This is a genomic window from Pseudomonas sivasensis (assembly GCF_052938085.1).
Genome location: NZ_CP176442.1, coordinates 274,629 through 286,433, shown reverse-complemented (window position 1 = coordinate 286,433; position 11,805 = coordinate 274,629). Strand labels below are relative to the sequence as shown.

The 11,805-nt window shown below is 63.2% G+C and carries 14 protein-coding genes; 2 read left to right on the top strand and 12 right to left on the bottom strand.

The window, feature by feature from the left end:
* Nucleotides 1-7: 7 nt before the first annotated feature.
* Nucleotides 8-358, bottom strand: coding sequence for a RidA family protein (locus ACKZ62_RS01405; RefSeq protein ID WP_032884091.1), 351 nt, complete (start codon nt 356-358; stop codon nt 8-10).
* Nucleotides 359-368: 10 nt separating this feature from the next.
* Nucleotides 369-1,610: a D-amino acid dehydrogenase gene (locus ACKZ62_RS01400; RefSeq protein WP_095185116.1), complete on the bottom strand. Its 1,242-nt coding sequence runs from the start codon at nt 1,608-1,610 to the stop codon at nt 369-371.
* Nucleotides 1,611-1,718: 108 nt separating this feature from the next.
* Here ACKZ62_RS01400 and ACKZ62_RS01395 point away from each other — a divergent pair, with 108 nt between their 5' ends.
* Nucleotides 1,719-2,621, top strand: a complete 903-nt coding sequence (locus ACKZ62_RS01395; protein ID WP_032884095.1) for a LysR family transcriptional regulator — start codon at nt 1,719-1,721, stop codon at nt 2,619-2,621.
* An 18-nt stretch (nt 2,622-2,639) separates the two neighbouring features.
* Here ACKZ62_RS01395 and trhA read toward each other — a convergent pair whose 3' ends face one another.
* The gene (gene trhA, locus ACKZ62_RS01390; protein ID WP_032884097.1) at nt 2,640-3,257 is read right to left on the bottom strand and encodes a PAQR family membrane homeostasis protein TrhA; all 618 of its coding nucleotides are present in this window, start codon (nt 3,255-3,257) and stop codon (nt 2,640-2,642) included.
* Between the two features lie 144 nt (nt 3,258-3,401).
* On the opposite strand from trhA, the gene ACKZ62_RS01385 reads away from it, so the two are divergent.
* Complete coding sequence (locus ACKZ62_RS01385; protein ID WP_032884099.1) at nt 3,402-4,316, top strand: LysR family transcriptional regulator; 915 nt, start codon at nt 3,402-3,404, stop codon at nt 4,314-4,316.
* Between the two features lie 110 nt (nt 4,317-4,426).
* Here ACKZ62_RS01385 and madM read toward each other — a convergent pair whose 3' ends face one another.
* The 9 genes from madM to mdcA all read right to left on the bottom strand — a co-directional run bounded on the left by madM (nt 4,427) and on the right by mdcA (nt 11,556).
* The gene (madM, locus tag ACKZ62_RS01380; protein WP_032884101.1) at nt 4,427-5,191 is read right to left on the bottom strand and encodes a malonate transporter subunit MadM; all 765 of its coding nucleotides are present in this window, start codon (nt 5,189-5,191) and stop codon (nt 4,427-4,429) included.
* Between the two features lies 1 nt (nt 5,192).
* Nucleotides 5,193-5,597, bottom strand: coding sequence for a malonate transporter subunit MadL (gene madL, locus ACKZ62_RS01375; RefSeq protein ID WP_027606068.1), 405 nt, complete (start codon nt 5,595-5,597; stop codon nt 5,193-5,195).
* A gap of 67 nt (nt 5,598-5,664) precedes the next feature.
* The gene (mdcH, locus tag ACKZ62_RS01370; protein WP_447096240.1) at nt 5,665-6,564 is read right to left on the bottom strand and encodes a malonate decarboxylase subunit epsilon; all 900 of its coding nucleotides are present in this window, start codon (nt 6,562-6,564) and stop codon (nt 5,665-5,667) included.
* Nucleotides 6,561-7,157, bottom strand: a complete 597-nt coding sequence (locus tag ACKZ62_RS01365; protein ID WP_181642955.1) for a malonate decarboxylase holo-ACP synthase — start codon at nt 7,155-7,157, stop codon at nt 6,561-6,563. The genes mdcH and ACKZ62_RS01365 overlap by 4 nt, the downstream gene beginning before the upstream one ends.
* The gene (gene mdcE / locus ACKZ62_RS01360; RefSeq protein ID WP_447096239.1) at nt 7,151-7,921 is read right to left on the bottom strand and encodes a biotin-independent malonate decarboxylase subunit gamma; all 771 of its coding nucleotides are present in this window, start codon (nt 7,919-7,921) and stop codon (nt 7,151-7,153) included. Before mdcE ends, ACKZ62_RS01365 begins: the two co-directional genes overlap by 7 nt.
* The gene (locus ACKZ62_RS01355; RefSeq protein WP_447096238.1) at nt 7,918-8,760 is read right to left on the bottom strand and encodes a biotin-independent malonate decarboxylase subunit beta; all 843 of its coding nucleotides are present in this window, start codon (nt 8,758-8,760) and stop codon (nt 7,918-7,920) included. Before ACKZ62_RS01355 ends, mdcE begins: the two co-directional genes overlap by 4 nt.
* Entirely contained in the window at nt 8,753-9,052 is a 300-nt protein-coding gene (locus tag ACKZ62_RS01350) for a malonate decarboxylase subunit delta (protein ID WP_032884109.1), read from the bottom strand. The genes ACKZ62_RS01355 and ACKZ62_RS01350 overlap by 8 nt, the downstream gene beginning before the upstream one ends.
* Nucleotides 9,052-9,885 carry a triphosphoribosyl-dephospho-CoA synthase gene (locus ACKZ62_RS01345; protein WP_122681978.1) on the bottom strand — a complete coding sequence of 278 codons (834 nt, stop codon included), beginning with the start codon at nt 9,883-9,885 and terminating at the stop codon, nt 9,052-9,054. Before ACKZ62_RS01345 ends, ACKZ62_RS01350 begins: the two co-directional genes overlap by 1 nt.
* Nucleotides 9,886-11,556, bottom strand: coding sequence for a malonate decarboxylase subunit alpha (mdcA, locus tag ACKZ62_RS01340; RefSeq protein ID WP_447096237.1), 1,671 nt, complete (start codon nt 11,554-11,556; stop codon nt 9,886-9,888).
* Nucleotides 11,557-11,805 lie beyond the last annotated feature (249 nt).

Genomic DNA, 11,805 nt, shown 5'->3' with positions numbered 1-11,805 from the left:
CCGTTGGTTATTTACGTACAGCGATGACACTGATTTCCACCAACACACTCGGTCGCGCCAGCTCCGCCTGCAGGGTGGTTCGCGTGGGCGCCATCCCCGGCGACAGCCACGCCGACCACACCTCGTTCATCGGCGCAAAACCGGTGCCGATGTCTTTGAGGTAAATGGTCGCATTGAGCAGATGGTCCTTGTCGCTGCCCGCCTGGGCCAGCAACCCGTCGATTTTGGCCAGCACTTCGCGGGTTTGTGTCGCGACATCCTGACCGTCACCCGGTACCTGACCCGACAAGAACACCAAGTCCTTGAAAGTCACGGCACCAGAAAGACGCTCGTTGCTGCTGATTCGATTGATGGTCATGGTTACATCCTCAAGCGGCGCGGGGCGTCAGGCCCTGCATATCAATGGAAAGGGCGTGCCGACCGATCAGCTCGGCCAACAGTTGGCCGCTGCCGCATGCCAGGGTAAACCCCAGGGCGCCGTGGCCCAGGTTCAGCCACAGGTTGCGATAAACGCTGGCGCCAATCAGCGGCACACCGGTAGGCGTGGCCGGGCGCATGCCGGCCCACTCGACCGCACGGGCATAGTCGCCGCCCAGAGGGAACGTCTCGACCGCCTGGCGCTTGATCAGGGCCAAACGCTTGGGCTCCAGGCCCGCGTCGAAACCGACGATATCCACCATCGCCGCCACCCGCAGTTGTTCACCGATGCGCGCGTAGACGATCTTGCGGTCGTAGTCGGTGATGCTCACATTCGGCGCCTGGTGCTGCGGGCCAATCGGTACGCTCAGGCTGTAGCCCTTCAGCGGATACAGCGGCAGCGAAAGCCCCGGCAATCCCAACTCGGCGCTGCGATACCCCGCGGCCAATACCAGGTGCTGGACCGGCATCACTTCATCCGCCAATTCGATGGCTTGTACCGCGCCGTCCGCGTGACGAATCCCGGTCACCTTGCGCCCCAGCAAAAATCGGCAGCGCCCAGAGGCCTCAAGCCGCGCCGCCAATCGTTGGCAGAACGCGTGACAGTCCGCGACTTCCTCGTTCGGCGTGTAGATGCCGCCGACAAACCCATCGCCCGCCAGCGCAGGCTCCAGCCGCGCGCAATCGGCGGCGGACCATACCTGCTGCTGCAAAATATCCGTGACCTTGCTGCGCGCATGCGCGAATGAACGGCTATCGCGGAAAGTCACCAGCTTGCCATTGCGCCGCCAGTCGAAACCGTCCAGGTGGTCATCCTCGCGCCATTGCTGCAACGTGCGTTGGCTCAAGGAGGCCAGGCGCAGCAGGTGCTCCGCATTACGCTTATTCACCGAACCTCGGCATGCGCCGATAAACGCCGCCATCCAACGCCATTGCTGGGGATCGAGGCGTGGGCGCAATTTCAACGGAGAGTCACCGCGCACCAGCCAGCCAAGCGCTTGCAGCGGCACTCCGGCATCAGCCAACGGCGCGACATAGCGGTAGGACAGTTGCCCGCCGTTGGCGAAACTGGTTTCGCTGCCCAGTCGGTCGCGAGCGTCGATCACCGTCACTTCATGGCCGGCACGCACCAGCGCATACGCACTCGCCAAGCCAATGACTCCACCGCCAATGATGCAAACCTGCCTGGCCATCCCCGCCCCCTCGCCGTCGATTAAGTAGGCTCAAGCGTAGGGGCAGGTGACAGGCCGCCGACAATGAATAAAGATGGCTCACCTATAAACAAAGGTTATGGACTTGCCATGCGCCTGCGTCATATCGAAATCTTCCAGGCAATCCGCCAGACCGGCTCCGTCAGCGCCGCCGCGCAATTGCTGCACGTGTCGCAGCCGGCGGTAACCAAAGTGTTGCAGCACGCAGAGCTGCAGCTGGGCTTCCCACTGTTCCTGCGCGTACGCGGCAAGTTGCAGCCCACGCCGGAAGCACTGGCGCTGGAGAGTGAAGTGGAGAAAGTCACCGCGAGCCTGCAAGGGGTGCGGCGTCTGGCCAAGAGCTTGCGTCGTGCGCCGGGGCAAAGTGTGCGCATCGGCGCAACCCCCGCGCTGGCGCTGTCGCTGCTGCCGCCGGCGATTCTGGAATGGAAGCGAGACTACCCGGACATGGCCTGTGAACTGTCCAGCGACCACAGCCGCGAACTGGTGCAAAAGTTGTTGATGCGCGAGATTGATCTGGCGCTGACGCTCAACTTCTCCGGCCATCCAGGGTTGACCACCCAGGTGTTGGCCAACGGTGTGCTGGTGGCGTTGGCATCCAAAGGCTATTGGCCGGAGACTGAGCTGCATCAGCCCCTGCCATTGGCCGACTTGGCGGGCGCGCCGCTGATTGGCCTGTCCAGCGCCGACCCGCTGGCGGCAAAACTCGACAGCTACCTGGAGAATGTCGACCCTGCGCCCCGGGTGACGATCTCGGTGCAAACCTATTCGCTGGCGCGCGCGATGGTGGAGTCCGGCGCGGGGTTAACGGTGATCGACCCGTTCACCGCGCTGGGCGCCTCGACGGACACCACTTGCATCCGCACGCTCACCCCGCCGCTGCCGATCACCCTGTATGCCCTGACGCGCGCCGACGGACCGCCGCCGCATATGCTGGCCAATCTGCTGGAGATCTTGGGCAAGCGGTCATGCGAGTTGTTGGGACGCCTCTAAGGACATCGCCCCTCTCATTCAAAGCACGTAATGCATGATCGCCACAAAGTGCAGCAGGCTGCCGCCGATCACAAACAGATGCCAGATCCCATGGGAATGCCGCAGGCGGTCCTCCAGGGCAAAGAAAATGATGCCCACGGTGTACAACACCCCGCCCGCCGCCAGCCAGGTAAACCCCGCCGTCCCCAGCGCGGCGATCAGCGGCTTGACTGCCACCAGCACGATCCAACCCATCACCGCATAAATCACAATGGACAGGATGCGCGCCTCAGAGCGCGGCTTGATCTCTTGCAGGATGCCAATCACCGCCAGCCCCCACACGATGCCGAACAGCGTCCAGCCCCACGGGCCGCGCAGGGTCACCAGGCAAAACGGCGTGTAGCTGCCGGCGATCAACAGGTAGATCGAAAAGTGATCGACCTTCTGCATGATCTCTTTTCGCCGACCTTGCACGCTGTGGTACACGGTCGACGCGCTGTACAGCACCATCAACGTAAAGCCGTAAATCGCCACGCTGACGATCTTCCAGGGGCTGCCGTCCAGGCTCGCCACCACCAACATCCACACAGCGCCAATACACGCCGCGACTGCACCGAGCAAATGGCTCCAGGCGTTGAATCGTTCCCCGTGGTACATGTGTCACCGACCTCCTGTAACCGTTAACAGCTGGCGGCAAGCCTCCCGCCTTGGGCATAAGAGTGCAAGCGTCGCATGACGTTCCGGCGACGCCGCGCGGTTTTGCGGGCACAATCGACGGCATTCGAACAAGAGCCCACGGCCATGCTGATCGACGAAGAGTTCACCCTCAAAAAGCTGGAAATCTTCCTGGCATTCATGCGTACCGGCAACCTGGCCCGCGCCGCTGCCGAACTGCAAACCAGCAATGTCAGCGTGCACCGCGCCATCCACTCGCTGGAAAATGCACTGCGCTGCCCGCTGTTCAAACACGAGGGCCGCAACCTCACCCCGCTGGAAAGCGCCTACGTCCTCGAAGAACGCGCACAGAAACTGGTGGCCGATGTGGTCGACAGCGTGCGCCTGACCCGCGAAGCCGCCGGCTTCTCGGCCGAGCGCTTCAAGTTGGGCTCGCTGTATTCGCTGACGGTCAAGACCGTGCCGCAACTGATCATGGGCCTGAAGATTCGTCGCAGCGAGCTCAATATCGACCTGATCCTGGGTTCCAACTTCGACCTGCTCTACAAGCTCAAGAACATGGAAGTGGACGCGATCCTGATCTCCCTCGATGAACAGGCCAACGACCCCGACTGCGAGCAGATCGCGCTGTTCTCCGACGACATCTTCCTCGCCACTCCGGCGGATTCACCCTTCGACCGTGATCACGAAATCGACCTGGCCGACGTGCGCGACGCGACCTTCATCACCCTCACCCAAGGCTTCGCCACCCACCAGGATGGCAACCGAGTGTTCAAGCAAGCGGGGTTCGAGCCGAAGGTGGCGATGCAGGTCAATGACATCTTCACGCTGTTGAGTATGGTCAGCTCAGGCGTGGGCTATGCGTTGTTGCCGGGACGGATTGCGGCGGTGTATGAAAACCGCGTGAAGCTGATACCGCTGCAAGCCAGGTATCGATTGCAGCAGCAGATCGGCGTGGTGTTTCTGAAAGCCAAGGAACGTGACCCAAATTTGCTGGCGTTGTTGGCGGAGTGTCGGATGTATGCCAATCGGCAGGCTTGAGATAGCCATCGGGGGCAAGCCCCCTCCCACACTTGAATGTATTCACAAATCAAAATGTGGGAGGGGGCTTGCCCCCGATGAGGCCAAACCAGACAACACAACTTCCAAAGCTAGCCAACCAACCCACGCACAATGAAGTACAGCAGCGAAGGCCCAAGCAAACACCCAAGCCCGGTGTGGAACGTGGCCGTCAATGCACCATAAGGCACCAACCGTCGGTCCGTTGCCGCCAGCCCAGCCGTCACGCCGCTGACGGTGCCGGCCAAGCCACCAAACACCATCGCCGAACGCGGGTTATCCAAGCCCATCCAACGCGCCGCCACCGGTGTACCGACCATCACCAGGATCGCCTTGATCAACCCGGTCGCGATGGACAGCGCCATCACATCCGAGGTCGCGCCAATCGCTGCACCGGTCACCGGGCCGACGATGTAGGTCACGGCACCCGCGCCGATGGTGGTCATGCTGATCGCGTCGCGATAGCCAAACACCCAGGCCATGCTGGCGCCGACGATAAACGGCAGGATCGTGCCCAGCAGCAGCGCAATCACACCGATCATCCCGGCTTTGCGCGCTTCGGTGGCTTGCACCTCAAACGCCGTGGCAACGATGGCGAAGTCGCGCAGCATCGCGCCGCCCATGAGGCCGATACCGGAGAACAGCGCCAGGTCCGCCAGGCCTTTTTGCCCGCCGGTAATGGTGCCGCCGACCCAGGCCAGGATCAGGCCGATGACGATGGCAATCGCCGAGCCATGGATACGCCCGAACGTCAGGCGCTTGGACAGCACCACAGAAATCCACATCACCACGCCAACAAAGGCAAACGCGGTGATCAGGCCGTTATGTTCCAAACCTTTTTCGATGAGGTCCCACATATCAGCGACCTCCCGCAGGCACGATCAACGGCTCTTCGGCGGGCAGAGGCTCGCCCTTGTGGGTACGGCTGATCAAGGCAATGGTGCAACCACAGACCACCACCGAACCAATGGCCGCCAGCACCGCGACCGGGCCGCCGTGCAAGGCGGTCACGACGTTTTGTTGCGCGGCCATCGCCACCACCACGGGGATATACATCGCGCCCCAAAAGCCGACGCCCATCTCGCATTCCTTGGTCATGCCGCCGCGTTTTTGCATCCACAGGCGGGCGCAGATCAGCAGGATCATGGCGATGCCCACCCCGCCCACGTTGGATTTGACGCCAAGCAACACGCCGAGCATGTCGCCCATGATCACACCTGCAAGCGTGCAGATCGCCAGCAATGCCACACCGTAAATAATCATTGTTGTTGTCCTCGAAGTGCTCGATCGAAATTGTTGTTTTTGTGATTCGACAGCCTTGGGTAGTGCTTTATCGGTGGCGGCGCTCCTCCTCTTCCAGCAGGGCCTGCAAGGTATCCAGGCGTGCGCCTTCACAGGCGATCACCGTGCCTTGTTCGAACACGCGGCGTGACAGGCCGGTGAGCACGGCGCCCGGGGGCAGTTCGATTTGCAGGCGCACGCCGCGCTCATAGGCGCTTTGCACGGTGCCGCGCCAGTCGACAACGCGGCACATGTTGAAGGCCAGGTCGTCGCAAAGGTGTTCGGGGTTGTGGATCGGCCGCGCGCGGGTGCTGCTCAGGTAGGTGATGCGCGGCGCATTGAGCGGGACAAAAGCCTGGGCCAGGGCCTCGGCCGGTTGCTCCAGCAGCGCGCAATGGGACGGCACACTGACGGCCAGGCGTTTGGCGATGCCGTTGCCCTTGATGCGCGCGGCAACACGCTTCATGGCCTCGTCGCTGCCGGCGATCACGCTCTGGTTATCGGCGTTGATATTGGCCAGGTATACCGGGGTTTCGGGGCTGTGGATGTCGGCGAGGATGTTTTCGACGGTGGATAACTCCACGCCGATGATCGCGGTCATGCCGTAGCCGTGTGGATAAGCGCTTTGCATCAGTTGGCCGCGCAGGCTCACAAGCTTTACCGCATCGGGAAAATCCAGCGCACCAGCGATGACCGCAGCCGGATAGGCACCGATGGACAGGCCCGCCACGTAATGCGGGGTGCGATCCAACAGACGGGCGTGGGCTACGCCGGCAATCAACAGACACAGCTGCACGGCGCGGGTACTGGCCAGGGCTTGCGCGGAATCGAGCAGGCGCGCGTCTTCGCCCAGGGCATCGCTGGCTTCGGCCAGGATGTCGGCAGGCAGCGCCTGGAGCATGCCCGTGCGCTGGGCGCCCTGCCCCGGAAACACCAGCAGGCTGCTCATGCCACATCCTGCCAGGGGTCGATTACAAGGTGCGCACCGCTGGTGGTTTTGAGTAATACGCGGCGGGATGGCCCGGCCCACTCGCGCAAGGCGACGGCGCCGAACGGGGTTTGTAATTGCAGGTCTACGCTGCACACCGCCTTATCCAGTCGTTCCAGAAGAGCCCGAGCGTCATTGCGATCCAGCGGCTCAGGCGCGCGCAGGATCAAATCCAGATCACTCTCAGCATGCAGCGCCTCAATGCCGGTCGCCAACTCAAAACCCGCACTGCCGCTGACGCCCCAGCTTGTCTGGGCCAGCACCGGGCGCAACTGCTGCAATGCGTGCAACGCAGGTAAATCCCGCGTCGAGATCACGGCGCGCAACGCCTCCGGCACCACACGCCGACGCACCGCTGCAATCGGCATCACGGCGGCAAAACGCTGTTCGCGCAAACGTCCACGCACGCCGACCGCCACCTGGCCCGGCTCGGCGAGCGCGCGACGCACCACTACCGGGTGACCGGCGCTGATCGCGTCCACCGCCCAGGCCGGTGCGTCAACGGGCAGATGCGCCGGGGTCATGCCCCAGAGCAGGTCGTGCGCGTTCACCATTGCTCCCGCAACAACTCGCGCACGTGGCTGGAAGCGGAGCGATTAGTGGCGCCGAGGCGTCCGCTCAAATCGGGTGTGCCAATGTCCTTGATTGCACTCACCAGACATTCACTGACCCGCACCACATCGTCCGCTGTCGGTTGTTCAATCTGGCTCACCGACAAGGTCTCCCACAGCAATCCGAGGCTGGCATAGCTGTCAATGTCATAGGCCATGGGCGGCACGCTGGCGGCCAGGGCTTCCAGCTCTTCGACACTGCGCAGGGTCACCCGCGCAGCCGAGGCCTTGCCCATGGCGTGCACCATCACACCGGGATCGCGCAAGGCGATCAGGCGGTTGGCTTGGTAACCGTGGGCCAGGAACGCACCGGACATGGCCTTGCCCACCAGCAGCGCAATCACCGGGTGGCCGGCGAGGCGAGCGCGGGCATAGCTGTCGGCGGCAGCGGCCAGGGCCTGATGGATGCCGAGGGCCTCTTCGCGACGGCCGTAGGCTTGGCTGGGCACATCGACGATGGCGATGATCGGGCGCTTGTCGCCGCGGGCGATGGCTTCATCGACGGCCTTGGCCAGGCCCCAGCCTTCGAGCAGGCCGACTTCGCCATTGCGCGCCCGAGGGAAGCGGTTTTGCGCGTCAGTCACCACGGCGACAAAGCGCACCTTTTGCTCACCCAATACACCGTCGGCAACCCTCAGCGACGCGGGCAAACCGTCTACAGGTGGAGCGCCGGCGCTCAATGCGTTGAACCACTGCAAACCTCTCATGAGCGTTCTCCTTGATACAGCTCGCGCACCGTCTCCGGGTCGATTTGCGGTACGGCGTCCAGCTCGGCCAAGCGTGTGAGGTAATAATCAGCCTGGCGACTGCGTTGTTGGGCGGGCACGCCTTGCTGCAGCAACGCGCTGACCGTCTGTTGGATCTGCGCCACATCGTCGGCCACGTAACGGTCGGCCAGGCCACTGTTAAAGCGCTGCTCGCCACCCGTGAGGCTCCAGATAAAGGGACGGTCGCGGGAGTCGTATTCTTCCAACCCGGCTTCCTGTTCGATCACCTGCGGGCCATTGAGGCCCAGGCGCGCTTCGCGGGTCACGACGAGGTAGCTGCACAGCCCGGCCGCGATGGACATGCCGCCGAAACAGCCAACGCTGCCCGCCACCACGCCGATCACCGGCTGGTACTGGCGCAGGTCGACAATCGCCGCGTGTATATCGGCAATTGCGGCCAGGCCGAGGTTGGCTTCCTGCAAGCGCACGCCGCCGGTTTCCAAGAGCAGCACCGCGCGGGTCGGGATGCCCTTGCGGTTGTCCTCAGCTGCCAACTCCAGGGCGCCAGCGATTTTCGCACCGCCCACTTCACCGAGGCTGCCGCCCTGGAAGTTGCCCTCAATGGCCGCAATCACCACAGGCAAGTCGCCGATGCTGCCCTTGGCGATCACCACCCCGTCATCGGCCTGGGGTACCACACCTTGACGGCTGAGCCAGGGCGACATGACCCGCTGGAACGGGTCGATCAGTTCGCGAAAGGTGCCGGCATCCAACAAGGCCTTGGCCCGCTGCCGCGCACCCAGTTCCACGAAGCTGTGTTTAGCGAGCAAGTCAGTCATGGCCGATCTCCTCGAAACCCTGCTCCAGGCGCAAACGCACCACGCCGGGGGTGGCGCCGAAGTCGTGGATATCAATGTTCAGGGCGGGTGGTGTCTGTTCTTGGAAGATGCGTTCGAACAGGTGCTGCCAGCGTTGTTCGGCGCCATTCACCGAGGTCTGTACCTGAATGGTCAACGTGCCGGCCGTACCCGGTTCCAGCAGCACTTCCAGGTCGCCCGAGCCGACGCAACCCACCAGCGCACGGCCTTTTGGCGGCTGCCCGGCGGGGAATTCAAAGGATAAGGTTTCCATCACAACGCTCCGTCGAGGCGGTCGATAAACAGGCAGGCGGCCAACAGGTCGGCGGCGCCACCGGGGGAGGCATTCAGGGCCAGCAGTTGGTGGTCCAGCTCATGCAGTTGGCGGCGCCCGGCGAGGCTAGCGCTGCCGCCAGCATCGAGCACGGCCTGAGCGCCGCGCTGCATGGCATGCAGGCCTTCCAGGCCGGCGCGATAGAGCACGCAGGTGTCGGCCAGATCGGTCATGATCGCGAGCAAGGCGTCCAGGCGTGCGTTCTGTTCGCCGGCGTTTTGGCGGCGACTTTTGTGCAGTTGCGGCAGGCCGCGCTGCATCACCGAGGGGAAGCCAAGCTGCGCTTCTTCACGGGCACCGCGCGCGCCGTAGCGTTGCGCGACCTGGGCGCCGTGGCTCAGTGGCTGTGGGGCGTAGCGGTCGTTGAGCAGGGCTAATCTGGCCGCGTTCAGCGTTATAGCGCGGGGCTCCAAGGCTGCCGCAGCAGTGAGCAAGCCGAGCGCCCAGATCGCGCCGCGATGGGTATTCACACCCTGAGTGGTGGTGAGCATCGCTTGCTCACCCTCACGGCCAATACGACCGAGGGCTTCGCGCAGAGGCAAGCCGACCTCACCGATTTCAATCGCCGCTTCGGCCATTTCCTTGAACATCGGCCATAACGACAGCGCCGAAGCGTGCATCAGCCCCAGGTGCAAATCACTGTGGGCGCCGTTGCCGCGACGGTCCACCAGGGCGGGTTTAGGCGACAGGTCGGCTTCATCGATCAGCGCATCGACGGCCATATCCGCCAGGCGATCCGCAAGACTGAGTTCATGCAGTTTGAGAGCGCGCATTTACCAGCTCCTGAATTTGGCGGGCGGGTTGTACAGGCCACCGGACCACTCCACCAGGTCGGCCACGCTCTTGGCGGCCAACAACTCGCGGGTGGCGTCGGTGCGGCGGATGCCCAAGTCTTCGGGCAAGGCGATCAGGCCTTCGCGGCGCATGCGCGCGGTGTCCTTCGGGTTGTGGCGCAGGCCGATGGCGGTCACCCCGGCGACGGCGGCTATCATCGCCTGGCGTTCTTCCAGGGAGCGCGCCTTGTACAGGTAGGCGATGCCTTCTTCGGTGAGCAGGTGGGTGACGTCGTCACCGTAAATCATGATCGGCGCCAGGGGCATGCCGCTTTTACGCGCCACTTCCACGGCGTCGAGGGTGTCGACGAAGGTGGGCTTGCCGCCTTCCTGGAAGGTCTCGACCATCTGCACCACGAGCTTTTTGCCGCGCTCCAGCAGCGCGACCGGCGCATCGCCGTGACGCATATCCAGCCACGCCGGCGTGCCATGGCGGCGACCGCGCGGGTCGTGGCCCATGTTCGGCGCACCACCGAAACCGGCGAGGCGGCCACGGGTCACGGTGCTGGAATGGCCGTCGCCGTCGACTTGCAGGGTGGCGCCGATAAACAGGTCCACCGCGTACTGGCCGGCCAATTGGCAGAACATCCGGTTGGAACGCATCGAGCCGTCGCGGCCGGTGAAGAACACATCCGGGCGGGCGGCGATGTAGTTCTCCATGCCCAGCTCGGTGCCAAAGCAATGCACGCTTTCCACCCAACCGCTTTCGATGGCGGGGATCAGCGTGGGGTGCGGGTTGAGGGTCCAGTTGCGGCAGATCTTGCCCTTAAGCCCCAGGGATTCGCCGTAGGTGGGCAGGATCAATTCGATGGCGGCGGTGTTGAAACCGATGCCGTGGTTGAGCGATTGCACATTGTGTTTTTCGTAGATGCCACGGATCGCCATCATCGCCATCAACACATGCACCGGTTTGATATGGCGCGGGTCGCGGGTGAACAGCGGCTCGATGTAGAACGGCTTGTCGGCCACCACCACAAAATCCACCCAACTGGCAGGAATGTCGACGCGAGGCAAATCGGTGACGTCATCCACCAACTGGTTGACCTGCACGATCACGATGCCATCGCTGAACGCGGCGGGTTCGATCAATGCCGGGGTGTCTTCAGTGCTGGCGCCGGTGTAGATATTGCCGGCGCGGTCGGCCATGAACCCGGCGGAGAGCACCACGTTGGGGATCAGGTCCACCACCAGCCGTGCATAGAGTTCGATGTAGGTGTGGATCGCGCCGATTTCCAGCAGGCCGTCTTCCAGCAACTGGCTGATGCGCAGGGATTGGGTGCCGGCGAAGGAGAAATCCAGCTTGCGGGCGATGCCCTTTTCAAACAGGTCCAGGTGCTCGGACCGCCCGACACTGGGCATGATCATGTGCAAATCGTGAAGCTTGGCCGGGTCGGCCTTGGCCAGCGAGCGCGAGAGGAAGTCGGCTTGCTTCTGGTTATTGCCTTCCAGCACCACGCGGTCGCCGGGGAGGATCAGCGCCTCAAGCGCCTCAACAATCTTGTCGCTGGGCAGCACCGCGCCGTCTGCGTACTTTTTGACCAGACCGAGCCGCCGCTGCTTCTCGTCGCGCCGCCGCGTCCAGCGCGAGTCGGGGGTTATTGTTGTTGTCATGGTCGCTCCACGAGGTTAGCTGTCGTGAGGCTTACCTTAGGAGTGAATCCGGGAGCCATCAATCAAGCTTAGCGATGGATCGTTACGGTTAGAGTAATGAAACATCAGCAAACACTGACCTGAGCCCAAAGAAGATCAACATGTGGGAGGGGGCTTGCTCCCGATGGAGGTGGGTCAGCTGAGTGATGTTTCAACTGACACTCAGCCATCGGGGGCAAGCCCCCTCCCACATTTGCTCACTGGTGTCTG

Bases quoted from the DNA above. Each gene is read 5' to 3' on its own strand.
- ACKZ62_RS01405 (WP_032884091.1), bottom strand. From the start codon at position 358: ATGACCATCAATCGAATCAGCAGCAACGAGCGTCTTTCTGGTGCCGTG.
- ACKZ62_RS01400 (WP_095185116.1), bottom strand. From the start codon at position 1,610: ATGGCCAGGCAGGTTTGCATCATTGGCGGTGGAGTCATTGGCTTGGCG.
- ACKZ62_RS01395 (WP_032884095.1), top strand. From the start codon at position 1,719: ATGCGCCTGCGTCATATCGAAATCTTCCAGGCAATCCGCCAGACCGGC.
- trhA (WP_032884097.1), bottom strand. From the start codon at position 3,257: ATGTACCACGGGGAACGATTCAACGCCTGGAGCCATTTGCTCGGTGCA.
- ACKZ62_RS01385 (WP_032884099.1), top strand. From the start codon at position 3,402: ATGCTGATCGACGAAGAGTTCACCCTCAAAAAGCTGGAAATCTTCCTG.
- madM (WP_032884101.1), bottom strand. From the start codon at position 5,191: ATGTGGGACCTCATCGAAAAAGGTTTGGAACATAACGGCCTGATCACC.
- madL (WP_027606068.1), bottom strand. From the start codon at position 5,597: ATGATTATTTACGGTGTGGCATTGCTGGCGATCTGCACGCTTGCAGGT.
- mdcH (WP_447096240.1), bottom strand. From the start codon at position 6,564: ATGAGCAGCCTGCTGGTGTTTCCGGGGCAGGGCGCCCAGCGCACGGGC.
- ACKZ62_RS01365 (WP_181642955.1), bottom strand. From the start codon at position 7,157: ATGGTGAACGCGCACGACCTGCTCTGGGGCATGACCCCGGCGCATCTG.
- mdcE (WP_447096239.1), bottom strand. From the start codon at position 7,921: ATGAGAGGTTTGCAGTGGTTCAACGCATTGAGCGCCGGCGCTCCACCT.
- ACKZ62_RS01355 (WP_447096238.1), bottom strand. From the start codon at position 8,760: ATGACTGACTTGCTCGCTAAACACAGCTTCGTGGAACTGGGTGCGCGG.
- ACKZ62_RS01350 (WP_032884109.1), bottom strand. From the start codon at position 9,052: ATGGAAACCTTATCCTTTGAATTCCCCGCCGGGCAGCCGCCAAAAGGC.
- ACKZ62_RS01345 (WP_122681978.1), bottom strand. From the start codon at position 9,885: ATGCGCGCTCTCAAACTGCATGAACTCAGTCTTGCGGATCGCCTGGCG.
- mdcA (WP_447096237.1), bottom strand. From the start codon at position 11,556: ATGACAACAACAATAACCCCCGACTCGCGCTGGACGCGGCGGCGCGAC.